Source organism: Actinomadura geliboluensis (genome assembly GCF_043197915.1).
Classification (GTDB): domain Bacteria; phylum Actinomycetota; class Actinomycetes; order Streptosporangiales; family Streptosporangiaceae; genus Spirillospora; species Spirillospora geliboluensis.
Map to the genome: position 1 here is coordinate 707,229 of NZ_JBICUA010000001.1, position 23,440 is coordinate 730,668.

Below are 23,440 nucleotides of genomic sequence, written 5' to 3' on the forward strand. Positions count from 1 at the left end.
AGCGGACCCGAGCGGCCCCGCCGCACCGCGACGGACGAACGGGTTGGCGGTCGCCGCGCTCGTCACGGGCCTGCTCGGCCTGGTCCTGTTCGCGGTCGGCTTCGGCATCGCCGCGCTCGTCCAGGCCGGACGCCGCGGCGAGAAAGGCAGGGGCCTCGCCGCCGCCGGGCTGGTGGCGGCGGCCGTCTGGACCGCCGTCTTCGGCGTCGCGGCGGTCATGGCCGCCCACCGCGTGGAGGACACGGCCCGCCGGATCGACACGCACGGCAAGACGTGGGCCTCCGACCTGCGCAGCGGCGACTGCTTCAACGCACTCGAAGAGCGGTCGACACGGGTGCTCCTCTTGCCCTCGCCCTGCGACCGGCCGCACGAGGGGGAGATCGGCGCCGAGGTGACCCTGACCGCCTCGGCGTTCCCCGGCGACCGGGCCGTCGCGGAGATGGCCCGGAAGGAGTGCCGCGAACGCACCGGGTTCCTGAGGCAGAGCGCCTACGGGAACCGGCTCGAACTGTACGCCGACCGTCCCGACGAGAAGGCGTGGAAGGACGGCGACCGCGACGTGGTGTGCCTCCTGCGCTACCCCGGCCCGAAGCGGCTCACCGCACCGCTCCTCGACGCCAAGGAGACGGTACTGACACCGCTGGCGCGGCTCGTCCCCGGCGACTGCCTCACCACGTGGCAGATCAGCGGCTTCCTGCCGGCCATCGACTGCCGCCTGGAGCACAAGTTCGAGGTGTACGCCCTCTTCACGCTGCGGGACGGCGAGTGGCCGGGCGAGGACGCGGTGGCACGCGACGCGGACGCGGGGTGCCGGAACCGCTGGGAGAAGATGTTCGGCCCCGCCGGGCCGCGCGTCCCGGCCGGCCAGAAAGCGGGCCGGCACGTCGAGGCGCCGGTCCTGGACAACTGGAAGAAGAGAAACCGGCAGGTCACCTGCCTCGTCACCGGAACCACCGGCCTGCTGAGGGGATCAGTGGTGCCCAAGTGAGCCCGCTCGAACGACCGCTCCGCACGAACTGCCCTCCCCCGCCTCCGGAGACGCCATGACCACCCCCGACGACGACCCGCCGAACGAGACCCCGCCCGCCTGGGTGCCGCCGGACGCGCCGGCCGCGCCCCCGCCCCCGCCCGCGACCGCACCGGCGGCGCCGGGCCCGCCCCTCGCCGAACCCCTCACCGAGCCCCTCACTGGGCCCCTCGCCGCGCCGCCCACCGCGGCCCGGCCGCGAACGAACCGGTGGGCGATCGTCGCGCTCGTCGCGGGCCTGCTCGGCATGGTCCTGCTCGCGGTCGGTTTCGCCGTCGCCGCCTTCGTCCAGACCGGGCGCCGGGGCGAGAAGGGCACCGGCCTGGCCGTCGGCGGGCTCGCCGCCTCCCTGGCCTGGGTCGCCGCCATCGCCGTCGTCGTGACCGTCGGGCCGCTGTCCCCGGACACCTCCGTGCCCGCCGCCCGCGCGGACGGCAAGGTCGCCGTCACCTCGATGCGGCCGGGCGACTGCTTCAGCGAGTTCGAGGAGAGCCCCGCCGGCATGTTCGTGCGGCCGCTGCCGTGCACCACGCCGCACCAGGGCGAGGTCGGCGCCGAGGCGGAGCTGCCGGACGTGCCGTTCCCGGGCCGGGAGGAGGTCGGCAACCGGGCGTGGACGGTGTGCCGCGAGCGGACGCAGTTCCTGGAGAAGAGCCGCTACGGCAAGGACCTCCGGCTCCACGTCGCGCCGCCGGACGAGGCGGCGTGGAAGGACGGCGACCACGCCGCCACCTGCGTCATGCGCTACACCGGCTCCGGCCTGCTCCCGGCGTCCCTCGACCAGACCATGGAGACCAAGGAGCGGTACACGCCGGAGCTCCAGCCGGGAGACTGCGTCAAGAAGTGGGACGACGAGGGCTACCAGCCCCTCGTCCCCTGCACCGAGAAGCACGAGTACGAGGTGCTCGCCTTCTACACGATGCCCGGCGGCAAGTACCCGGGGGCCGCGAAGATGGATCGGAAGGCGCTGGAGGGCTGCGCCAAGCGCGCGGTCGAGGTGTGGCGGTCGGACCCGCCGTTCGACATCGCCGACATGGCGTGGGCGGGTCCCGACAAGCTGGGCTGGGAGGCCGGCAACCGGCTGGTCATCTGCCTGGTGACGGGCCGGAACGGCTTCCTCGACCGCTCCGTCGTCCCGCACTGACCGCGCGGGCGTGCCGCCGGTGCCGGGTGGCACCGGCGGCACGCGGGCGCTACACGACGGCGCCGGAGCTGTCCGCGGTGCGGCGGACGGGCTTCTTCGCCTTGCCCTGCGGCGGCGGGGCCTTCGCGAAGCGCTCCAGCACGACGGCGATCGGCGTCGCGGTGAAGACGCTGGAGTACGTCCCGACGACGATGCCGATCAGCAGGGCGATCGCGAAGTCGGTCAGCGAGTCGCCGCCGAGGATCGCGAGGGCCGCGAGGATGAACAGCGCGCCCATGCCGGTGTTGATCGTGCGCGGGACGGTCTGCAGCGTGCCCCGGTTCGCGATGTCGGCGAACCGGCCCTTGGGGTTGTTCCCCCACAGCTCCCGGATCCGGTCGAACACGACCACGGAGTCGTTCACCGAGTACCCGATGACGGTGAGCAGCGCGGCGAGGAAGACCCCGTCGATCGGTTTGCCGAGCCAGGCGAAGACGCCCGTGACGATCGTGATGTCGTGGAACATCGCGAGGACCGAGCCGCTCGCGAACGTCCAGCGGAATCTGATCGTCAGGTAGGCCAGCTGCGCGAGCAGCGCGATGCCGAGGGCGATCAGCGCGTTCTTGCGCAGCTCGTCGCCGAGGCTCGGCCCGATCAGCTCGTCGCGCTGCTTGGTCGCGCCGCCGCCCTCCTTCGCGAGCGCCTCCTGGATCCGCTTCTCCTCCTCGTTGGTCAGGTCGGAGGTGCGGACGGAGATGTCGTCCTGGCCGGAGGTCTGGACGACGGCGCGCGGGAACCCGGCGTCGGCGACGGCCGCGCGGGCCTTGTCGATGTCGAGGTGCTGGCTGGTGGAGTACTCGACGAGGCGTCCGCCGGTGAATTCCACGCCGAAGTTCAGCCCGCGGGCGAAGATCCCGGTCAGCGCGACGGCGACCGCGACCACGGAGATCCCGATCCACATCCGGCTGCGCTTCATGATGTCGGGGCCGCTGCTCTCCAGCCAGTTGCGGATCCGCCCGGGGCCGGCCAGCCCGCCGGCCCTGCCCTTCATGATCTTGGGCATCCGGGCGGCGGCGGCGTCGGTGAGCACGCGGCTGAGCAGCATCGCCGAGACGAGGGAGGCGAGCACACCGATGGTCAGCGTGACACCGAAGCCCCGGACGGGCCCGGAGGCCAGCCAGAACAGCAGGCCGCCCGCGAGCAGCGTGGTGACGGCGGAGTCGGCGATCGCCGACCACGCCTTGTTGAAGCCGATGGCGAGCGCGTTGCGCGCGCTGCGGCCCGGTGCCGCCGCCCGTTCCTCTCTCGCTCGTTCGAAGGCCAGCACGTTGGCGTCGATCGCCATGCCGATGGCCAGGACGAAACCGGCGAGGCCCGGCAAGGTGAGCGTCGCCCCGATCGCGACGAGCGCCGCGTAGGAGATCAGCGCGTAGCCGGCGAGGGCGAGCGTGGCGAGGAAGCCGACGATGCGGTAGACGGCCACGATGAACAGGCCGGTCAGGATGATGCCGATGATCGCGGCCTTGGCGCTGGCGTCGATGGCCTCGTCGCCGAGGGTCGGGCCGACCACCCGCTGCTCGATGATCTTCACGGGGACGGGCAGCGAGCCGCCCTGGATGAGGGCCGCGAGGTCCTTGGCCTCACCGGCGGTGAAGTCGCCGGTGATCTGGGTGGAGCCGCCGGTGATGCCGACGCCGCAGGGCACGCTCTGGGTGACCTGCGGGGAGGAGATGACCTTGCCGTCCAGCACGATCGCGACGCGCCGCTCGTCGCCGACGGCGCAGGCGGCCTTGGCGGTCAGCTTCTCCCAGGTCTTGCCGCCGCTGCCTTTGAAGTCGACGTTGACGGCCCAGCCGCCGAGGTTCTGCGCGTCGTAGGAGGCGCTCGCCTCGCCGATGCCGGCGCCGGTGAGCGCGGCGGGGCCGATGAGGATCTGCTGCCCGCTCTCGTCCGGGATCAGCTGCTGCCCCTTCTCGGCCTTGCCGGTGTTGGGCAGCACGGGGTGCGCGGTGAGCTGCGCGGTCTTGCCGATCGCCTCGGTGGCGCGGGTCGGGTCCTGGACGTCGGGCAGCTCGACGATCAGCCGCTTGTCGCCGGACCGGGTGATGGACGACTCGGCGACGCCGAGCGCGTCGATGCGGCGGTGCAGGACCTCGCGGGCGCGGTCGGTGGACTCGCGGTTGGCCTTGGTGGTCTGCGAGTCCTGCGTCTCGAGGACGATCTGGGTGCCGCCGCGCAGGTCGAGGCCGAGGCGGGCCGGTTTCGACCAGGCGAAGTAGAAGGATGTGGCGAGCACGGCGAACGCCAGTACCGCCCGCACCATGTTGGCGCGCGTCAAGAGGGAACCTCCACACGGGGGTGTCGGCGCCGCGCCTCAGCGCGCGGCACCGCGGACAGATGGCTCAGATCCGTGCGGTGGAGGGCGGTGCGCGGCCGCGGGGGGCGGCGGGGGGTGCGAGGTCGGGCGAGACGGGGGCGGCGGCGGGCCGGTACGGGCGCCCCGCCGGGGGCGGCACGTCGGCGCCGGCCGCCGGGAGCGCGGCGGGCACCGGCTGCGCGCCCGGCGCGGCGGCACCGGCCGCGTGCTGGGCCGCGGCGGCGACGACCGCCTGCGCGCGGGGGCCGACCTGCGCGTGCCGGACCGTCCGCAGCTTGGTGGACGTCCTGCCGCGGGTGGGCGCCTTGGCCACCGGCGCGGGCCGGAGGCCGGAGACCGTCCCGGTGGCGGACGTGCCGCCGTGGGTGCCGGCGCCGACCGGCCCGACGACGAAGCCGAGCAGGCCGAGCACGACGACGAGCAGCCGGGCGGCGGGCGTGCCCGCGAAGGGCCGGCGCGCAGGGGGCAGGGCGGGGTGCCGCGCGTCGCGCATGCCGCCCTCTCCCTTCCCGCCGTTCCGCTCGCCGCGGGTCCGGCCGTCCGCCGGTCCGCTCAGGCCAACCTAGCCCAGGTTCTCCGGGCCGGAGACGACCTTCGTTTCCCGGCGGCTGAAACACGGGCGCAAATCCCCGTCAAGTGACCCGGCGTGACACTGTCGTCACCCACCCCGCCTCCGCCGTCCCCACCAGCAGACACTGGCCGGTGTCCCAATCCGGCCAGGCCGCAATCGGCCGCCATCCATTGCCCGGTCCGACAACGCGAATTACTTTCGCGTATGCCCACCCCGAACCGGACAGAGGAGTCTCCGGTGGCACGAATCAGACAGACCGCGATCGTCGGGACCGCCGCACTGGCCGTCCTCGCCGCGGGGGTCGCCCCCGCGTACGCCGCGGGCACGACCATCCGCAAGGGCTCGGCCTCGGCCGCCGCCTACTCCGGCAACGTCCAGGCGTCCCTGCTCGGCACCGCGACGGTCTCCACGTCGATCGGCAGCGGGTCCTGCAGCCAGTCGACGATGACCGGGTCCATCAACTCCGACGGCAGCGGCCTCACCATCAGGAGCGCCAGCTTCAGCGGCGACAACGGCGGACCCTGCTCCGGCAGCAGCAGCTCGACCATCGAGACCCTGAACCTGCCGTGGACCGGCGGCAACGTCACCTACGACGCCGGGCACACCGGCGGCCGCGACGCCACGGTCACGATCAGCAACTTCAGCGTCAAGGCCACCGTGGACATCTTCGGCGGCATCAGCTGCCAGTACGGCGGCACGCTCACCGCCAACGGCTACAACGGCGACAACGCCTCGCGGCCCGTCGCCGGCAGCTCCGAGGCGCAGGTCGGCGTCCAGAACGCCCAGGTCAGCAAGACCGGCGGCAGCTTCCTCTGCCCGGGCACCGCCACCGTCAGCGCCACGTACGCGCTGAAGGGCGAGGCCACCGCCGGATCCGGCACCTACAACCAGTCCCTGTACGTCACGGGCTGACCGAAGCCCCCGTAACACCACGCTCCCGGTAAAGGACACGCTCCCCAGGACGTGCTCCCATGAGAAGCGGGCCGCCCCCATCACGCGGGGGCGGCCCGTAGTGGTCTTACGGCCCGGTACGGCCGGCCGATCGGCGGCCTGCCGGACGGCGGCGGGTCAGCAGCCGACGAGCTGCGCCGCGAGGAACGACTCGACCTGGCCGATCGAGATGCGCTCCTGGCTCATCGAGTCGCGCTCCCGGACGGTCACCGCGTCGTCCTCCAGGGTGTCGAAGTCGACGGTGACGCAGAACGGGGTGCCGATCTCGTCCTGGCGGCGGTAGCGGCGGCCGATGGCCCCCGCGTCGTCGAACTCGACGTTCCAGTGCTTGCGGAGCCGCGCGGCGAGGTCGCGGGCCTTCGGGGACAGGTCGGCGTTGCGCGACAGCGGCAGCACCGCGACCTTGACCGGGGCGAGCCGGCGGTCGAGCCGCATGACGGCGCGCTTCTCCATCTTCCCCTTGGCGTTGGGCGCCTCGTCCTCGGCGTAGGCGTCCATCATGAACGTGAGCGTGCAGCGGTCGACGCCCGCCGCGGGCTCGATCACGTACGGGGTGAACCGGTCGCCGGACTCCTGGTCGAAGAACGACAGGTCGGCGCCGGACGCCTTGGAGTGCGTCGTCAGGTCGTAGTCGGTGCGGTTGGCGATGCCCTCCAGCTCGCCCCACTCGCTGCCGACGAAGTCGAACCGGTACTCCACGTCGACGGTGCGCTTGGAGTAGTGCGACAGCTTCTCCTGCGGGTGCTCGAAGAGCCGCAGGTTCTCCTTGCGGATGCCGAGGTCGACGTACCACTGCATGCGCTCGTCGATCCAGTACTGGTGCCATTCCTCGTCGCTGCCGGGCTTGACGAAGAACTCCATCTCCATCTGCTCGAACTCGCGGGTCCGGAAGATGAAGTTGCCGGGCGTGATCTCGTTGCGGAACGACTTGCCGATCTGCCCGATGCCGAACGGCACCTTGCGGCGCGCGGACTGCTGGACGTTCAGGTAGTTGATGAAGATGCCCTGCGCGGTCTCGGGCCGCAGGTAGGCGAGGCCGGACTCGTCCTCGACGGGGCCGAGGTAGGTCTTGAGCAGGCCGTTGAACATCTTCGGCTCGGTGAAGGAGCCCTTGACGCCGCAGTTCGGGCAGGTGACGTCGGCGAGCCCGCCCGCCGGCGGGCGGCCGTGCTTCTCCTCGTAGGCCTCTTCCAGGTGGTCGGCCCGGAAGCGCTTGTGGCAGGACTGGCACTCGGTGAGCGGGTCGACGAACGCCTGGACGTGGCCGCTGGCCTCCCAGACCTCGCGCGCCAGGATGACGCACGAGTCGAGGCCGACGATGTCGTCGCGGCCCTGCACCATGGACTTCCACCACTGGCGCTTGACGTTGTTCTTCAGCTCGACGCCGAGCGGCCCGTAGTCCCAGGAGGCGCGGAGCCCGCCGTAGATCTCGCTCGACGGGTAGACCAGGCCCCGCCGCTTGGCGAGGTTGACGATCGTGTCCAGCACATCGGAACGGCGTGCCATGAGTTCTTCTCCATCCGGCTGGCGGTCGGCGGGACAGTGAGTGCGCCCCGGTCCGCGCACGGCGGGCGGCGGCGAGTGTGATCCCCGGTGAGTGCTCCGGCGCGGTCATCGCCCGCCGCCGGAGAGCATCCCCAGCTTAGGGCACCCGGCGAGCCGCCAAGGCGCTAGTAGACGCGCCCGTCGACGATGTTGCTGTCGATGTTGAGCGTGACGCCGCCGTGCTTCTCCTTGTGGCCGCCGCGGTACTGCTTGATGCGGCGGTGCGGGGACCACCAGCTGTCCGGCAGGTGCGGGTCGTTGTAGACCGAGGCGCGGCCGTTCCAGTTGGCGAACCAGATGGCGGCGGGCTTGCTGATCCCGGCCGCCCGGCCCACGTCGCGGATGCCGGACTTGGCGCTGCTGTAGAGGCACGGGACGTAACCCTCGGCCTCCAGCTTCCGCACCCAGCGGTCGATGAACCGCAGGACGGCCGCCTTGCACCCGCTCTTCTTGCTGTTGTACGCCTCCATGTCGTAGTAGATCGGCTCGCCCTCGGGGATGCCCAGCGCCCGCGCCTTGCGCGCCGCGTTCACAGCCGCCTTGGCGCCCTGCTTGGCGGCGTTCTTGGCGGTGAAGCGCTGCGGGCGGCTCCCGCACGGCGCCTGAAGGCCGACATAGGTGGGCGTGATGCGGTACCCCATCTCGCGGACCTGCCGGACCCAGGACGCGGTGAGGTTCGGCTGGGCGCAGCCGCGCGCCGCGCCGCCGATGTAGATGTTGGTGACCTTGAACGAGGGCTTCCAGGCCCTCATCGTCGCGAGCGAGGGCGCCGTGCACGTGTCGAAGCCCTTGCCGCGCACCCACGGGCGGTCGAGCCCGGCGTCCCCGCGCGGCACGGCGGGCGCCGGCTCGGCGGGCGCCGGCTCGGCGGGCGCCGGTTCGGGGGGCACCGGTTCGGGGGGCACCGGTTCGGTGGACGCCGACGCGGCGGGGTCCGGGGGCGGGGCGTCCCGGCGGACGGCGGGCCGGGCCGACGAGGCGGGCGCCGCCGTCCACTTCGCCGACAGCCGGGTGCCGCGCAGCATCCGCTGCAGCCGTCCCGGGTCCGCGCCGTACACGCCGGTGATCGCGACCCCCGCCTCCGGGAGGGTGAGCCGCGTCTCGTGGTCGAGGTTCGGCGTGATGGTGAGCGAGGCCATCTTGTCGGCGTGCACGACCGTCCGCGCGGAGCGGCCGTTGCCGGCGGGCTCGATGTGGACGGCCTCGGTGCGGCCGACGACGCGGGCCGGGCAGTCCTGCTGCGGACCGGGGCGGCCGAGGTAGACGGCGTGCCGGTCGTAGCGGACGCACCGGGTCGGGTCCGTGTCGAGCCGGTGCACCGCCCAGCCCGCCGGGACGGGCACGCGCAGGCCCCGGTACTCCACGACGCGCGGCCCGGCGGCGCTCGGCGCGCCGGCGTGCGCGGCCAGCCCGGCGGGCCGGGCCGCGAGCCGGGCGGGAGCCGCCTCTAGGACGGCGAGGAGGGGGGCGGCCACCGCCGCCCCGGAAAGCACGCTGAACAGGACGGCGTGGCGCATCACATCTCCCCCGGGACCCGCGCGGTGATCATGTAGGGGCAGAGATGACCATGGCGGCGGCGCCCGAAACCGGCCCCGGGCGCTTCTTGCCCGGCGGTTGCCCCGCTCGTGACCCGGCGGGGCGCGGGGGCCGTCCTCAGGCCGTGCTGACGATCTCGTACGCGCCGGGCTCGTCCACCGCCAGCGCGGCGAGCGGCATGAACTGCATCCGGATGTCGTGGCCGCCGAGCGCCCGCCGGTAGTGCCCGGCGCCGTCCCACTCGGTGACGAGGGCCCACAGGCCGGGGTCGTCGACGGTCCGGGCGAGGCGGCCGGAGCGGAAGCCGGGGCTGGCCGACAGCGCGGTCAGCACCGCCGTCATCCGCTCGGCGAAGCCGGCCGACTGCGCGTCCGGCACCCGGTAGCGGGTTATCGCGATCATCCGTCCATCCTGGCAGTACGTTGGGGCGTGTGGAGACGAGAGGTGAGCGCGGGGGCGGCCTGCGGGCCGCCGTCGAGCGGCACAGCGCGGCGCCCGTGGTGTTCCTGCACCGGCTGCCGCGGTGGGTGCTGCTCGTCGCGGTGTTCCTGCTGCTGGTGGTCGGCATGGTCGGGACGGGCTGGGTCGCCGCGGCCGGGCTGCTGGTCCTGGCCGCCGCGCTGGGCTGGTTCGCCTATCTGAACTGGCCGGCGCTGGACGGTTCGGGAAGGATCCTGCGCGTCGTGGCGCTGGCGGTCCTCGTGGGGTTCGCCCTGGGGCGCGGCATCGGGCGGTTTTGACAACCGTTTTCACTTTGTCCATAATCGGCAGGTGCTCCGCTTCCCCGACTCCCTGCGCGCCCTCCCGGCGGCCGCCCTGGCCCTGGCCGGGCTCGCCGCGGGGCTCGCGGCCTGCGCCGACGCGGACGCCGGCGTCCCGCCCGGCAAGACCGCGGTGGTGGCGTCCTTCTACCCGGTGGCGTGGCTGGCGGAGCGGGTCGGCGGCGACGACGTGTTCGTCCGGACGCTCACCAAGCCCGGCACCGAGCCGCACGACCTGGAGCTGACCGCCCGGCAGGTCGCCCGCATCGAGGACGCCGCCCTCGCCGTCTACGTGCGGGGCGTCCAGCCCGCCGTGGACGACGCCGTCGGCCGGCACGCCAAGGGCAGGTCGCTGGACGCGGCCGCCCTGGTGAAGACGCTGTCCCCGGCCGGCGAGACCGACGACGAGGAGGCGCACGACGGCGTCCGCCACCGGGAGGCCGACTACGACCCGCACCTGTGGCTCGACCCGAGCCGCATGGCCGCCGTCGCCACCGCGCTCGGCGAGCGGCTCGCCGCCGCCGACCCCGGCGGCGCGGCCGGCTACCGGGGCCGCGCCGCCGCCACCGCCGCCGAGCTGACCCGGCTGGACCGCGCGTTCCAGGACGGCCTGCGCACCTGCGCCCGCCGCGACATCGTCACCGCGCACGCCGCGTTCGGCTACCTCGCCGACCGCTACGGCCTGCGGCAGATCCCGGTGTCCGGGGTCGACCCGTCCGGCGGGCCGTCCCCGAAGCGGCTCGCCGAGCTGACCCGGCTGATCTCGGCCACCGGCGCGACGACGGTCTTCACCGAGACGCTGGTCAGCCCGAAGGTCGCCGAGGCGCTGGCCCGGGAGGCGGGGGCGCGGACGGCGGTGCTGGACCCGGTCGAGGGCATCGAGGACGGCTCGCCCGACGACTACATGACGATCATGCAACGGAACCTGCGGACGCTGCGTCCGGCCCTGGAGTGCTCATGAGCGAGGAGACGGCGCCGCCGCTGGCGATGGCGGGCGGGCTCGTCCGGCGGGACGGCCGCGAGGTCCTCGCCGGCATCGACCTGAGGGTCGCGGCCGGCGACGTGCTGGCGGTCCTCGGGCCGAACGGCGCGGGCAAGTCCACGCTGGTCAAGGCACTGCTCGGGCTGGTCCCGCTGGCCGCCGGACGCACCGAGATCTACGGCGCGGCGCCCGCCCGGTTCCGCGACTGGCGGCGGATCGGGTACGTCCCGCAGCGGCTGCCGATGGGCGGCGGGGTGCCGGCGACCGTCCGGGAGGTCGTGGCGTCCGGGCGGGTGGCCCGGCGGTCGCGCTGGCTGCCCGCGGCGTTCACCGACCGGACGGCCGACCGCGCCGCGGTGGACCGCGCGCTGCGCACCGTCGGGCTCGCCGACCGGGCCCGCGACTCGGCGCACCTGCTGTCGGGCGGCCAGCAGCAGCGGGTGCTGATCGCCCGCGCGCTCGCCGGGGAGCCCGACCTGTTCGTGCTGGACGAGCCGACCGCCGGGGTGGACGCGCGCAGCCAGGCGGCGCTCGCCGCCACCCTGCACGAGCTGGCCGGGGACGGCCGCACGGTCGTCCTCGTCGCGCACGAACTGGGCCCGCTGGAGCCGCTCGTCACCCGCACGGTCGAGCTCGGCCACGGCCGCATCGTGCACGAGACGACCACCCACGCGACGACGGTCGGCAGGACCGCGACCACGGGAAGGCCCGCGTGAGCGAGATGCTGCAGTACGACTTCATGCGCGTCGCCCTGGTGATGGCGGTGCTGATCGGGCTGACCGCCCCCGCCGTGGGCACGTTCATCGTCCAGCGCCGGCTGTCGCTGCTCGGCGACGGCATCGGCCACATCGCGCTGACCGGCATCGGGCTCGGGCTGCTCACCAGCACCTCCCCCGTGCTCGGCGCGCTGGTGGTGTCGGTGCTCGGCGCGGTGGCGATCGAGGTGGTGCGGGCCCGCAGCCGCAGCGGCGGGGACGTCGCGCTCGCCCTGCTGTTCTACGGCGGGCTCGCGGGCGGCGTGATCCTGACGAACGCCAACGGCGCCGGCTCGGCGAGCCTGCAGTCGTACCTGTTCGGCTCGATCAGCAGCGTGACGGTGACCGACCTGTACGTGGTCGCGGGGCTCGCCGCCGCCGTCCTCGCGATCGTGGCGGTGTTCGGCCGGGAGCTGTTCCTGCTGTGCCAGGACGAGGAGGTGGCGCGGGCGGCGGGCCTGCCCGTCCGGTTCCTCAGCGTGCTGATCGCCGCGACCGCCGCGGTGACCGTGGTGATCTCGATGCGCGCGATCGGGCTGCTGCTGGTCAGCGCGCTGATGGTCGTCCCGGTGGCGGCGGCGCAGCAGCTCACCCGGGGCTTCTGGCAGACGATGCTGGCCGCGATGGGGATCGGTGTGGTCTCGGCCGTTTCGGGTCTCGCGGGGTCCTTCGAGTACGATCTGCCTCCAGGCCCCTCGATCGTGCTGCTGGCGCTCGCGGCGTTCGTGGTCGCGGTCGCCGGGGGCCCGGTGGTGCGCCGCAGGCGCGCCCGCGCCCGCGCGGCGGACGGCGCCGTTCCCGCCGGGTCCGGCGTGGAGGCGCGCGTGGATGCCGAGGCGGAGGTGCTTGGGGGATGACGACGGCCCGCCGGGACGCGGTGCGGCAGGTGCTGGCCGGCTGCGAGGGGTTCCGCAGCGCGCAGGACATCTACGCCGACCTGCGCGCCGACGGCTCCAAGATCGGCCTGACCACCGTGTACCGGGCGCTGCAGGCGCTCAGCGACGCGGGCGAGGTCGACGTGCTGCGCACCGACGAGGGCGAGGCCGTCTACCGCGCCTGCCGCACCGAGCAGCACCACCACCACCTGGTCTGCCGCGACTGCGGCCGCACGGTCGAGGTCGAGGGCCCGGCCGTGGAGCGGTGGGCGGACGCGATCGCCGCCGAGCACGGGTTCACCGACATAACGCACACCGTCGAGGTGTTCGGCACCTGCGCCGCCTGCTCCGCCGCCCGGCGCTGAGCTGCGGAGCGGCACTCTACTGATCGGTAGCAAGACGCGTAGTCCACACGCGCCGCCGGGATTTCTTGGCGAATTGTCACATCTACAACAGTCCTGCCCTATGTCATAAATGTCGCATCGCCACGGCGGGCCCGACGGCGGGCCTCTCGGGGGGTGCGTGGCGCCCGCACGAGAGGGCGTTCATGACAAGACGGGCGTTCACCAGCCGACGTACCGCGCTCCTGGCGTCGGCGACCCTGCTCGCGACGGCCGGCACCGCGCTGCCCGCCTCCGCGCGGCAGGCGCCGTCCCCTCCCACCCCCCAGCAGGCCGCCGAGCGCGCGCTCCACGCGCTCGCCGACCGCGGCGCGGCGGTCCGCGCCGGGGACGGGCAGTCCTTCAAGGTCGTCCGGGTCGGCATCGACCGGGACGGCACCTCGCACACCCGGATGACCCGCACCTACAACGGGCTGCCGGTGTTGGGCGGCGACATCGTCGTCCACCAGTCCGCGGCAGGCGCCTGGCGCGGCAGCAGCGGAACGCTCGCGCAGGCGCCCGCCGACTCCACCCCGGAGGTCAGCGCCGCGACCGCCAAGAAGCGCGCCGTCACCAAGCAGCGCAAGGCGGACGGCTCCCCCGCCCTGGTCGTGGAGGCGCGCACCGCCGACCACGCGCCCCGGCTCGCCTGGCGCGTCCAGACCGTCGGCACGCAGGCCGACGGCACGCCCAGCCGGGTCTTCACCTCCGTGGACGCCGCGACCGGCAAGGTCCTGCTGCGCGAGGAGATGATCCGCACCGAGGCGGGCGACGGCAAGTCGCTCTACACCGGGACGGTCCCGCTGGAGACCACCAAGTCGGGCACCACCTACCAGCTGAAGGACCCGACCCGCGGCAACACCTACACCGGCGACGCCGAGAACCAGACCGACCTCTGCTTCCTCATCTGGTGCTTCCGGCGCGCCCCCGCCACCCTGTTCACCGACGCCGACAACCACTGGGGCAGCGGCACCACGTCCGACCGCGCCACCGTCGCCGTCGACGCCCAGTTCGGCACCGACATGACCTGGGACTTCTACAAGAACGTCTTCGGCCGCAGCGGCATCGCCGGCGACGGCAAGGGGTCGTTCAACCGCGTCCACTACGGCAGCGGCTACGCCAACGCGTTCTGGGACGACTCGTGCTTCTGCATGACCTACGGCGACGGTGACGGCTCCCAGCTCGGCCCGCTCACGTCCCTGGACGTCGCCGCGCACGAGATGAGCCACGGCGTCACCAGCGCCACCGCGAACCTCACCTACTCCGGCGAATCGGGCGGGCTGAACGAGGCGACGTCCGACATCATGGCCGCCGCCGTCGAGTTCTACGCCAACAACCCCAACGACGTCGGCGACTACCTGGTCGGCGAGGAGGTCGTCCTGCCCGGCTTCGGCAAGGCCGCGCTGCGGTTCATGGACAAGCCGAGCCGCGACGGCAACTCCCCCGACGCCTGGTCGTCCAACACCAAGAACCTCGACGTCCACTACTCCTCGGGAGTCGCCAACCACTTCTACTACCTGCTGTCCGAGGGCAGCGGCGCCAAGACGATCAACGGCGTCTCCTACAACAGCCCCACGTCCAACGGCTCCACGATCACCGGCATCGGCCGGGACGCCGCCACGAAGATCTGGTACCGGGCGCTGACCACGTACATGACGTCCTCGACCGACTACAAGGGCGCGCGGACCGCGACCCTGAGCGCGGCGGCGGACCTCTACGGCGCGGGCAGCACGCAGTACAGCACCGTGGCCGCGGCCTGGTCCGCGGTGAACGTCACCTAGGACCCCCGTTCCGGGGAAGGAAGCCCCGTGCCCGTGGAGGCACGGGGCTTTCCCGGGTCCGCGCCGACACGGGCACGGGCATTCCCGGGTTGATGATCCCCCGGCGGGGGCCATGGTGGAGAATCGGGGCATGGCTACGACACGTACCGCAAACGCGCACTGGGAAGGCTCGCTCCTGGAGGGCCAGGGCACCGTCTCGCTGGACTCCTCGAAGCTCGGCACCTACGACGTGACCTGGGCGTCGCGGAGCGAGGAGCCGGGCGGGCGGACGAGCCCGGAGGAGCTCATCGCCGCCGCGCACTCCACCTGCTACTCGATGGCGCTCTCGCACGCCCTCGCCGGCGCCGGGACGCCCCCGGAGAAGGTGGACACCAAGGCCGAGGTCACCTTCCAGCCGGGCGAGGGCATCACCGGCATCCACCTGACCGTCCGGGCGAGCGTGCCCGGCCTCTCCCCGGCCGACTTCGAGAAGGCCGCGCAGAACGCCAAGGAGAACTGCCCGGTCAGCCAGGCGCTCAAGGGCACCAAGATCACCCTGGACGCCGCCCTCGGCTGAGGCGCCGGCCGGTCGATCGAGGCGTCAGCCGGTCGCGGCGGCGGGTTCCACCGAGTTGGGGACCGCGCCGCCGTACCGGCGGTCGCGGGAGGCGTACAGCTGGCACGCGTGCCACAGGTGGCGGCGGTCGAAGTCGGGCCACAGCGTGTCGAGGAACACCATCTCCGCGTACGCCGACTGCCAGAGCAGGAAGTTGGACGTGCGCTGCTCCCCCGACGAGCGCAGGAACAGGTCGACGTCGGGGATGCCCGGCTCGTCCAGGTAGCGGGCGAACACCTTCTCGTTGATCTTGTCGGGGCTGAGCCGGCCGTCCCGCACGTCGCGGGCGATCGCCGCCGCCGCGTCCGCGATCTCGGCCCGGCCGCCGTAGTTCACGCAGAACTGCAGGGTGAGGACGTCGTTGCCGCGGGTCATCTCCTCGGCGGTCTCCAGCTCCTTGATGACGCTGCGCCACAGCCGCGGCCGGCGGCCCGCCCAGCGCACCCGCACGCCCATCGCGTTGAGCTGGTCGCGGCGGCGGCGGATCACGTCCCGGTTGAAGCCCATGAGGAAGCGGACCTCGTCCGGGGAGCGCTTCCAGTTCTCGGTGGAGAACGCGTAGGCCGACAGGTAGGGGACGCCCAGCTCGATCGCGCCCATGATGACGTCGAAGAGCGAGTCCTCGCCGCGCTTGTGCCCCTCGGTGCGCGGCAGCCCGCGCTCCTTCGCCCAGCGGCCGTTGCCGTCCATGACGATGGCGACGTGCCGCGGCACCAGCTCCGCGGGGATCGCGGGCGGGACGGCGCCGTCCCGGTGCGGCTCCGGTGGCGATACGGGCCTGCTCAAACTCGCTCCCTGTCGGTGTCGTCGTGTGACTCGTCGTGCGTTCGGGGGGTCGCGTCCCGCTCCACGTGGCGGAGCGAGCGGATCCCGTGCTCCAGATGCCACTGCAGGTAGGCGGCCACCAGGCCGCTGGTCTCCGCCCGGTGCCGCTGCTCGCTGGCGTCGGCGTACTCCCAGTCGCCGCGCAGCAGCGCCAGCATCAGCGCGAACGTCGGCGGCGCCGGGGTCGCGGCGCCCGGCTGCCGGCAGTTCGCGCAGACCGCGCCGCCCGCCGCGATGGCGAACCCGCGCAGCCCGCCGCGGGTGCCGCAGCGGCAGCACTCGTCCAGCGCGGGCGCCCAGCCGGCGACCGACAGCGAGCGCAGCAGGAAGGCGTCGAGCACGAGCCGGGGGTCGTGGCTGCGCTCGGCGAGGGTGCGCAGCCCGCCGACCAGGAGCAGGAACTGCCGCAGCGCGGGCTCCCCCTCGTCGCCGGCCAGCTTCTCCGCCGTCTCCAGCATCGCCGTCCCCGCCGTGTAGCGGGGGTAGTCGGCGACGAGCGCCTCCCCGTACGGGCGCAGCGTCTCGGCCTGCGTGATGAGGTCGAGGGAGCGCCGCTCGTACAGCTGGAGGTCCACGTGCGTGAACGGCTCCAGCCGCGCGCCGAACCGGGACTTGGTCTTGCGGACCCCCTTCGCCGCGGCGCGGATCCGGCCGGTCCGCCGGGTCAGCACCGTCACGATGCGATCGGCCTCGCCCAGCTTCTGGGTGCGCAGGACGATGCCTTCGTCGCGGTAGAGGGTCACCCGTTCATTCTGACGCACGCCGCGCGATGCCTCGGCGCGGCGTGCGGACATCTCCCCAGGAACTTCTCAAGGCGCTCGGGTGGTACCGCTGCGCTTCATAACAATCACATACCGTGACCGGATTCGGCCGTGACGTCCCGCCGAAAGTTGTGGCTCGAACCACCCGGAGCTGGCAGCGTTGTGGCATGAGATGCCACATCGTGCCACCGCACATGCTGGAGCGCATCGCCCGCGACGCCGACGATCCGGCCCTCCGCGCCCGCGCCCGCCGTACGCTGGCGCTCACGTCGGCGCAGTTCGCCGAACGCAAGCTGGCCGCGGCCGGCGCCCCCGGCCCCTCGGAGGACTTCGTCCCCGACCGGACCATCGGCGACGCGGGCCACCGCGAGGAGCTGCCCGGCCGCACCGTCCGCTCCGAGGGCGGCCCCGCCACCGGCGACCGGGCCGCCGACCAGGCCTACGACTGGCTCGGCGCGACGTTCGACTTCTTCGAGGCCGCGTACCGGCGCAACTCGATCGACGGCGCCGGGCTGCGGATGGTCTCGACCGTCCACTACGGCGACGACTACGACAACGCCTTCTGGAACGGCGAGCAGATGGTGTACGGCGACGGCGACGGCGTCCTGTTCACCGGCTTCACCGGTCCCCTCGACGTCACCGGGCACGAGCTCACCCACGGGATCACCCAGTACACCGCCAACCTGGAGTACTACGGCCAGGCCGGCGCCCTCAACGAGTCCATGTCGGACGTGTTCGGCTCGCTCATCAAGCAGTGGCATCTCGGGCAGACCGCCGACCGGGCCGACTGGCTCATCGGGCAGGGGCTGCTGGCCGAGGGCGTCAACGGCGTCGCGCTGCGCTCGATGAAGGAGCCCGGCACCGCCTATGACGACCCCCGCCTCGGCAAGGACCCGCAGCCCGCCCACATGGACCACTACGTGGAGACCTACCGCGACAACGGCGGCGTCCACATCAACTCGGGCATTCCCAACCACGCGTTCTACCTCGCGGCGACCGCGCTCGGCGGCAACGCCTGGGAGAAGGCCGGCCGCGTCTGGTACGACACGCTCACCGGAGGCACCCTCGCCGCCGACGCCGACTTCGCGGCCTTCGCCGCCGCGACCGCCGCGACCGCGGGCCGGCTGTTCGGCGCCGGCTCCGCCGAGGCGAAGGCGGTGAACCGCGCCTGGACCGGGGTAGGAGTCTCCATGGAGGCGAACGGATAGCGCAGTGAAAGTGACAGTCGTCCGCAGCGGAGGATTCGCGGGGATCGAGCGGCGCGCCGAGTCCGACAGCGCCAGCGACCCCATGCTGACGCGGCTCGTCCACCGGGTGGATCTGGCGTCGGTCCCCCCGCCGGGCCGGATCCCCGACCAGTTCCTGTACGAGATCGACATCGACGGCGACCGCACCACCGTCGGCGAGGCGCAACTGCACGGTCCGCTCCGCGAACTGGTCCACCACGTCCTCGGCCGCGCCCGCTGACCCGCGGGCGCGACCGGGGGCCCGGCCTACCGGAGACCGCGGGCGCCTCCCAACACCCGCGGCCCCGGCCCCCTCTCAGGGGTTGCGGTTGATCGTGAACGTGGTCGTCGTGTTCTTGACGTCAGCGTCCCGATGGTGATGCCGGAGTAGACGAGCGTGTCAGCGATGTGGATGTTGCGGAAGGTGTTGCCTCCTCCGCCGTAGACGGCGAGGCCGGCGGCGCGCCAGGTGAGGAGGGAGGTCAGGTCCTCGTAGGCGTTGCCGGTCTCCTGCTCGTTGCGGTTGTCGAATGCGGGAGTTCTTGATCGTGGAATTGTCGACGTTGGTGCCCCAGAAGAGGCAGACGACGTGCTCGGCCCAGATGTCGTCGATGGTCATGTCGCTGACGTTGGAGAAATCGAACACCTTTCCCGGTCCGTCGATCCGCGAGGTGTAGTTGCCGAAGAACCCGAACCCGGAGAACGCCGAGCCGTTGGCGGACGCCTCCGTCCGGAACCCGGCACCGGTGTTCTGCTGGTTCGGCGGCGTGCGGTGGCGAGAATCCGGGATCTCATGGGGGTTCCTCCTGGGCCGTCGGGTCGGCCAATTGCGAGGAACATACATAGACCAACAACTCAATGCAATAGCTGAATGAACATGCGCAAAAAGCCGACAGTGAGAACGGTCCAGCGGCGTAAACGGGTGCAGAACGACGAAAGCCGCCCTGCGGGAGGGCGGCTTTCGGACGGTCCGGAGATCAGGCGGCGCGCACGGGCGCGGTGGAGGCGCGGACGACCAGCTCCGGCTCGTAGAGCAGCTCCTCGGCGGACACCGAGGCGCCCTCCACCTGGTTCACCAGCAGCGTGACCGCCGCGCGGCCGATGGCCTCGATCGGCTGCCGGACGGTGGTGAGCGGCGGGTTCACGCAATTCATGAACGCCGAGTCGTCGTAACCGACGACCGAAACGTCGCCCGGCACCGACATGCCGAGGCGCCGGACGGCGCGGATCACGCCGAGCGCGAGCGGGTCGCTGGCGCAGATGATGCCGGTGACGCCGTCGCGGATCAGCCGCCCGGTGACGGCCTGGCCGCCCTCCAGGGAGAACATGCTGCGCCGGATCCAGGCGTCCGGCAGCTCGACGCCCGCGCGCTCGGCGGCGGCGCGGACGGCGGCGAGCTTGCGGCTGGACGGCACGTGGTCGGCCGGGCCGAGGACGGCGCCGATCCGCTCGTGCCCGAGCGACAGCAGGTGCGCGAACGCCTGCTCGGCGGCCACCGCGTCGTCGGTCGAGACCTGCGGGAAGCTGAGCTCGTCGGCGGCCGCGTTGACCAGCACGACGGGCAGCCGCACGTCGAGCAGCCGGTGGTAGTGCTCGTGCGGCGCGTCGGCCTCGGCGTACAGGCCGCCGGCGAACACCACCCCGGACGCCTGCTGCTGCAGGAGCATCTCGACGTAGTCGGCCTCCGACAGGCCGCCCGGGGTGAGCGTGCACAGCACCGGCGTGAACCCGCGCTGGGCGAGGGCGCCGCCGACGACCTCCGCCAGCGCGGGGAAGATCGGGTTGCCGAGCTCGGGCAGCACGAGGCCGACCAGCCGGGCCCGCTCGCCCCGCAGCTGGGTGGGGCGCTCGTAGCCGAGCACGTCGAGGGCGGTGAGGACGGCCGCGCGGGTCGCGTCCGACACGCCGGGCTTGCCGTTCAGGACCCGGCTGACGGTGGCCTCGCTGACCCCGACCTTCTTGGCGACCTCGGCCAGGCGACGTGTCATGCCGAAACTATACGACGCGATCGCGCAAGCCCCTTACGCTTCTTGCGCGCGGGCCACCCGGTTCACGGCGGACAGGATCGCCTTGAGGGACGCGGTCACGATGTTGCCGTCGATGCCGACGCCCCACACCGTCGTGCCGTTCACGTCGCACTCGACGTAGGCGGCGGCGCGCGCGTCGCCGCCCGCGCTCATCGCGTGCTCGGCGTAGTCCAGCACCCGCACGTTGACCCCGATCGTGGCGAGCGCGTCCTCGAACGCCGAGACCGGGCCGTTGCCGACGCCCTCGATCTCGCGGATCTCGCCGTCGACGCGGACGTCGCAGCTGAGCGCGTCCTTCTCGTCCACCCGGGACGTGGCGCGGTGCGCCAGCAGCCCGGCGCGCGGCCCGTTGCCGAGGAACTCGGCCTCGAAGATCTCCCACATCCGCTCCGGCGTGACCTCGCCGCCGGCGCTGTCGGTGTGCTCCTGCACCACCCGGGAGAACTCGATCTGCAGCCGGCGCGGCAGCTCCAGGGAGTGCTCGGTCTTCATGATGTAGGCGACGCCGCCCTTGCCGGACTGGCTGTTCACCCGGATCACGGCCTCGTACGTCCGGCCGACGTCGTGCGGGTCGATCGGCAGGTACGGGACCTCCCAGCGGTACGCCTCCACCGGGGTCCCGGCGGCCTCGGCGTCGCGCCGCAGGTGGTCGAAGCCCTTGTTGATGGCGTCCTGGTGGGAGCCGGAGAAGGCGGTGTAGACCAGGTCGCCGCCGTAGGGGTGCCGCTCGTGGACGGGCAGCTGGTTGCAGTACTCGACGGTCCGCCGGATCTCGTCGATGTCGGAGAAGTCGATCTGCGGGTCGACGCCCTGGGTGAACAGGTTCAGGCCGAGGGTGACCAGGCAGACGTTGCCGGTGCGCTCGCCGTTGCCGAACAGGCAGCCCTCGATGCGGTCGGCGCCCGCCATGTAGCCGAGCTCGGCGGCGGCGACGGCCGTCCCGCGGTCGTTGTGCGGGTGCAGCGACAGGACGACCGAGTCCCGGTAGGCCAGGTTCCGGTTCATCCACTCGATCTGGTCGGCGTACACGTTCGGCGTCGCCATCTCGACGGTCGCCGGCAGGTTGACGATGACCTTGCGGTCCGGGGTCGGCTTCCACACGTCGTTGACGGCGTTGCAGACCTCGACGGCGTACTCCAGCTCGGTACCGGTGAACGACTCCGGCGAGTACTGGAAGTAGATCTCGGTGTCGCCCATGTCCTCGGCGAGCTTGGCGCACAGCTTGGCGCCCTCGACGGCGATCGCGGTGATGCCGTCCGTGTCCTGCCCGAACACGACGCGGCGCTGCAGCGTGCTGGTCGAGTTGTACAGGTGCACGATGGCCTGCTTGGCGCCGCGCACCGACTCGAAGGTCCGCTCGATCAGTTCCGGGCGGGCCTGGGTCAGCACCTGGATGACGACGTCGTCGGGGATCCGGCCCTCGTCGATGATCTGCCGGACGAAGTCGAAGTCGGTCTGGCTCGCCGCCGGGAAGCCGACCTCGATCTCCTTGTAGCCCATCCGTACCAGCAGCTCGAACATCTTGAGCTTGCGGTGGGCGTCCATCGGGTCGATCAGCGCCTGGTTGCCGTCCCGCAGGTCGACCGCGCACCAGCGCGGCGCCTCGGTGATGACGGCGTCCGGCCAGGTGCGGTCGGACAGCTTGACCGGGGCGAAGGGGCGGTAGCGCTGGAAGGGCATACCGGAGGACTGCTGTTGCGGATACATCCGTTGAGATCTCTCTGCTCGAACCTCGCGGCCGACGTCCACGTCAAAGTCCCGCAGCGAGGGAGCCGACCTGTCTTACAGGCCCCCGCTGCGGCCGCTAAGGAGGAGCAGCTCACGCAACACGTCCGCCAACGTAACAGATGCCATCCGGGTTGCGGAAACCCAGGTCCGCATGTTGAGACAACAGCGGCCTCCTCCGTCTCATCGCAACGCCTCCCGGCGCGCGGGTCATTCCCCCGGGACGGTCAGGGGACGAGGACGGAGAGGCAGGTCACGCAACCGTCGAGGGCCTCGAACTCGCTGATGTCCACGCTGGTGACGCGCAGCCCGTCCGCCGCCAGCCGCGCCGCCGTGCGCGGCGCCGAGGCCGCCATCAGGACGTGGTCGGGCCCGAGCGGCACCACGTGGGCGCCCGCCGGCTCGGGCGCGACGCGCAGGCTCGGCAGCGCGGAGGTGTCCACCAGTTCGGGCCGGCCGATCAGGCCGCCGTCCGGCAGCGCGGTCACCGCCGACTTCAGGTGCAGGCAGCCGCGGGTGTCCACCGGCACGACCCGCCGCCCGCCCAGCAGCCGCGCCAGCGCGCAGATGCCCTCCTCGTTGGTGCGGGCGCCGCGGCCCGCGTAGACGGTGCCGCCGACGCTCAGCACGTCGCCGCCGTCCAGGGTGCCGGGCGGCTCGATCCGCTCGATCCGCAGGCCCAGCTCGCGCGCCGCCCGCTCGGCGCCCGGCAGCTCGCCCCGGCGGCGCTCCTCCCCCGACCGGCACACGATCGCCAGGTCGCCGGCGACGACCAGGGCGTCCTCGACGAACACGGCGTCGGGCAGGTCGTCGGCGGGCGGCACGGCGCGCACCGACCAGCCCGCCGAGCGCAGCGCCGCGACGTAGGCGGCGTGCTGGCGCGCCGCGAGCGCGGCGTCCACCGGGCGGCGGGTCGCGTGGGTGACGATGCCCTCGGCGATCCGCGGGCCGGGAGCCCGGACGAGCGCCGTTCCGGCGGCGGGCATGTCAGCGCGCCGCGCCCTCGGTGGTCACGATCACGCCCAGCGCGTACGCCGGGGACATGCCGAGCAGGTCGGCGATGCCGTGCAGGGCCTGCCGCTCGCCGTCGCCGAGCGGCCCGTCCGCCAGCCCGATCCGGACGGCCTGCGCGAGGAACCACTCCTTGGCCTCCACCGCGAGCTGCGCGCCGGCGTGCACGACCTCCCGCTGCAGGAACGTGCGGCGCAGCGCGAGGTCGGCGTCGATCGCGGCGGCGTCGTAGTCCGGCTCGCCGTACCCGCTGACGGTGGCGATCGCGCGGGCGCGGGCCGCGGGGGCGGCCGGGTCGCCGGCCCGCAGCACCAGGGCGGCGGCCGCCCGCATGCCCGCGGCCAGGGTCTCCCCCAGCTGCCGCGCGGTCGGCGTGCGCAGCGCCGCGACCGGGAACCGGCCCTTGCAGGTGCGGCATTCCACCGCGTGGGAGAGCCGCCACAGCGGCACCATCGGGACGAAGAACACCGAGAGCCAGCGGCGCCCGGCGCGCCTGCGGTAGGCGCGGTCGCCGCCGCACTGCGGGCAGTGGAACGTCCCCTCGCTGACGGTACGGAACACCGCCGTCAGCCCGAAAACGAGCAACACCGGGGATCTCCTCCCATA

Annotated in this window: 25 protein-coding genes; 12 read left to right on the forward strand and 13 right to left on the reverse strand. The window is 72.9% G+C overall.

The genetic code is table 11. The features are described from left to right. Window positions 1-43 precede the first annotated feature (43 nt). Complete coding sequence (locus ACGFI1_RS03355) at window positions 44-988, forward strand: septum formation family protein (protein WP_392782464.1); 945 nt, start codon at window positions 44-46, stop codon at window positions 986-988. Between the two features lie 55 nt (window positions 989-1,043). Next, entirely contained in the window at window positions 1,044-2,171 is a 1,128-nt protein-coding gene (locus ACGFI1_RS03360; RefSeq protein ID WP_392782467.1) for a DUF4190 domain-containing protein, read from the forward strand. A 49-nt stretch (window positions 2,172-2,220) separates the two neighbouring features. On the opposite strand, the gene secD is transcribed toward ACGFI1_RS03360, so the two are convergent. Further along, entirely contained in the window at window positions 2,221-4,488 is a 2,268-nt protein-coding gene (gene secD / locus ACGFI1_RS03365; RefSeq protein ID WP_386866964.1) for a protein translocase subunit SecD, read from the reverse strand. 64 nt (window positions 4,489-4,552) lie between these two features. Then, window positions 4,553-5,020, reverse strand: a complete 468-nt coding sequence (locus ACGFI1_RS03370) for a hypothetical protein (RefSeq protein ID WP_392782472.1) — start codon at window positions 5,018-5,020, stop codon at window positions 4,553-4,555. 315 nt (window positions 5,021-5,335) lie between these two features. On the opposite strand from ACGFI1_RS03370, the gene ACGFI1_RS03375 reads away from it, so the two are divergent. Then, complete coding sequence (locus tag ACGFI1_RS03375; protein WP_392782475.1) at window positions 5,336-6,010, forward strand: hypothetical protein; 675 nt, start codon at window positions 5,336-5,338, stop codon at window positions 6,008-6,010. Between the two features lie 156 nt (window positions 6,011-6,166). On the opposite strand, the gene ACGFI1_RS03380 is transcribed toward ACGFI1_RS03375, so the two are convergent. From ACGFI1_RS03380 to ACGFI1_RS03390, 3 genes are all read right to left on the reverse strand, one after another. Continuing rightward, the gene (locus ACGFI1_RS03380; RefSeq protein WP_387067520.1) at window positions 6,167-7,555 is read right to left on the reverse strand and encodes a glycine--tRNA ligase; all 1,389 of its coding nucleotides are present in this window, start codon (window positions 7,553-7,555) and stop codon (window positions 6,167-6,169) included. Window positions 7,556-7,719: 164 nt separating this feature from the next. Continuing rightward, on the reverse strand, window positions 7,720-9,111 hold the full coding sequence (locus ACGFI1_RS03385; protein WP_392782478.1) for a DUF1906 domain-containing protein: 1,392 nt from the start codon (window positions 9,109-9,111) through the stop codon (window positions 7,720-7,722). 136 nt (window positions 9,112-9,247) lie between these two features. Further along, the gene (locus tag ACGFI1_RS03390; RefSeq protein WP_386866974.1) at window positions 9,248-9,532 is read right to left on the reverse strand and encodes an antibiotic biosynthesis monooxygenase family protein; all 285 of its coding nucleotides are present in this window, start codon (window positions 9,530-9,532) and stop codon (window positions 9,248-9,250) included. A gap of 29 nt (window positions 9,533-9,561) precedes the next feature. On the opposite strand from ACGFI1_RS03390, the gene ACGFI1_RS03395 reads away from it, so the two are divergent. The 7 genes from ACGFI1_RS03395 (at window position 9,562) to ACGFI1_RS03425 (ending at window position 15,220) form a co-directional block, all read left to right on the forward strand. Next, window positions 9,562-9,870 carry a DUF6703 family protein gene (locus ACGFI1_RS03395; protein ID WP_301174322.1) on the forward strand — a complete coding sequence of 103 codons (309 nt, stop codon included), beginning with the start codon at window positions 9,562-9,564 and terminating at the stop codon, window positions 9,868-9,870. Window positions 9,871-9,901: 31 nt separating this feature from the next. Beyond that, window positions 9,902-10,852: a metal ABC transporter substrate-binding protein gene (locus ACGFI1_RS03400; RefSeq protein WP_392782481.1), complete on the forward strand. Its 951-nt coding sequence runs from the start codon at window positions 9,902-9,904 to the stop codon at window positions 10,850-10,852. Then, window positions 10,849-11,589, forward strand: a complete 741-nt coding sequence (locus tag ACGFI1_RS03405; protein WP_387067531.1) for a metal ABC transporter ATP-binding protein — start codon at window positions 10,849-10,851, stop codon at window positions 11,587-11,589. The genes ACGFI1_RS03400 and ACGFI1_RS03405 overlap by 4 nt, the downstream gene beginning before the upstream one ends. After that, on the forward strand, window positions 11,586-12,485 hold the full coding sequence (locus ACGFI1_RS03410; RefSeq protein ID WP_392782486.1) for a metal ABC transporter permease: 900 nt from the start codon (window positions 11,586-11,588) through the stop codon (window positions 12,483-12,485). Before ACGFI1_RS03405 ends, ACGFI1_RS03410 begins: the two co-directional genes overlap by 4 nt. After that, on the forward strand, window positions 12,482-12,868 hold the full coding sequence (locus ACGFI1_RS03415) for a Fur family transcriptional regulator (protein ID WP_138636919.1): 387 nt from the start codon (window positions 12,482-12,484) through the stop codon (window positions 12,866-12,868). Before ACGFI1_RS03410 ends, ACGFI1_RS03415 begins: the two co-directional genes overlap by 4 nt. A 182-nt stretch (window positions 12,869-13,050) precedes the next feature. Next, a complete protein-coding gene (locus tag ACGFI1_RS03420) occupies window positions 13,051-14,664 on the forward strand; it encodes a M4 family metallopeptidase (protein ID WP_301174325.1) in 1,614 nt (537 codons plus the stop codon). A gap of 130 nt (window positions 14,665-14,794) precedes the next feature. Next, window positions 14,795-15,220: an OsmC family protein gene (locus ACGFI1_RS03425; RefSeq protein WP_138636921.1), complete on the forward strand. Its 426-nt coding sequence runs from the start codon at window positions 14,795-14,797 to the stop codon at window positions 15,218-15,220. A 24-nt stretch (window positions 15,221-15,244) separates the two neighbouring features. On the opposite strand, the gene ACGFI1_RS03430 is transcribed toward ACGFI1_RS03425, so the two are convergent. Continuing rightward, a complete protein-coding gene (locus ACGFI1_RS03430) occupies window positions 15,245-16,045 on the reverse strand; it encodes an isoprenyl transferase (RefSeq protein WP_138636922.1) in 801 nt (266 codons plus the stop codon). Continuing rightward, window positions 16,042-16,827 carry a DNA repair protein RecO gene (gene recO, locus ACGFI1_RS03435; protein WP_138636923.1) on the reverse strand — a complete coding sequence of 262 codons (786 nt, stop codon included), beginning with the start codon at window positions 16,825-16,827 and terminating at the stop codon, window positions 16,042-16,044. Before recO ends, ACGFI1_RS03430 begins: the two co-directional genes overlap by 4 nt. A 185-nt stretch (window positions 16,828-17,012) precedes the next feature. Here recO and ACGFI1_RS03440 point away from each other — a divergent pair, with 185 nt between their 5' ends. Together ACGFI1_RS03440 and ACGFI1_RS03445 are read left to right on the forward strand one after the other, a co-directional pair. Beyond that, on the forward strand, window positions 17,013-18,053 hold the full coding sequence (locus ACGFI1_RS03440) for a M4 family metallopeptidase (protein ID WP_138636924.1): 1,041 nt from the start codon (window positions 17,013-17,015) through the stop codon (window positions 18,051-18,053). 4 nt (window positions 18,054-18,057) lie between these two features. Next, a complete protein-coding gene (locus ACGFI1_RS03445) occupies window positions 18,058-18,312 on the forward strand; it encodes a protealysin inhibitor emfourin (protein ID WP_240807659.1) in 255 nt (84 codons plus the stop codon). Window positions 18,313-18,338: 26 nt separating this feature from the next. Here ACGFI1_RS03445 and ACGFI1_RS03450 read toward each other — a convergent pair whose 3' ends face one another. From ACGFI1_RS03450 to ACGFI1_RS03475, 6 genes are all read right to left on the reverse strand, one after another. Further along, window positions 18,339-18,557, reverse strand: a complete 219-nt coding sequence (locus ACGFI1_RS03450; RefSeq protein ID WP_392783215.1) for a hypothetical protein — start codon at window positions 18,555-18,557, stop codon at window positions 18,339-18,341. Next, complete coding sequence (locus ACGFI1_RS03455; RefSeq protein WP_392782489.1) at window positions 18,472-18,915, reverse strand: hypothetical protein; 444 nt, start codon at window positions 18,913-18,915, stop codon at window positions 18,472-18,474. Before ACGFI1_RS03455 ends, ACGFI1_RS03450 begins: the two co-directional genes overlap by 86 nt. Window positions 18,916-19,048: 133 nt before the next feature. Continuing rightward, entirely contained in the window at window positions 19,049-20,059 is a 1,011-nt protein-coding gene (locus ACGFI1_RS03460) for a LacI family DNA-binding transcriptional regulator (RefSeq protein WP_387067543.1), read from the reverse strand. 33 nt (window positions 20,060-20,092) lie between these two features. Then, window positions 20,093-21,805, reverse strand: a complete 1,713-nt coding sequence (gene leuA / locus ACGFI1_RS03465; protein WP_392782493.1) for a 2-isopropylmalate synthase — start codon at window positions 21,803-21,805, stop codon at window positions 20,093-20,095. A 245-nt stretch (window positions 21,806-22,050) separates the two neighbouring features. Next, window positions 22,051-22,809 carry a dimethylargininase gene (gene ddaH / locus ACGFI1_RS03470; protein ID WP_138636932.1) on the reverse strand — a complete coding sequence of 253 codons (759 nt, stop codon included), beginning with the start codon at window positions 22,807-22,809 and terminating at the stop codon, window positions 22,051-22,053. A gap of 1 nt (window position 22,810) precedes the next feature. Continuing rightward, window positions 22,811-23,422 carry a hypothetical protein gene (locus ACGFI1_RS03475; RefSeq protein ID WP_301174333.1) on the reverse strand — a complete coding sequence of 204 codons (612 nt, stop codon included), beginning with the start codon at window positions 23,420-23,422 and terminating at the stop codon, window positions 22,811-22,813. Window positions 23,423-23,440: the final 18 nt, after the last annotated feature.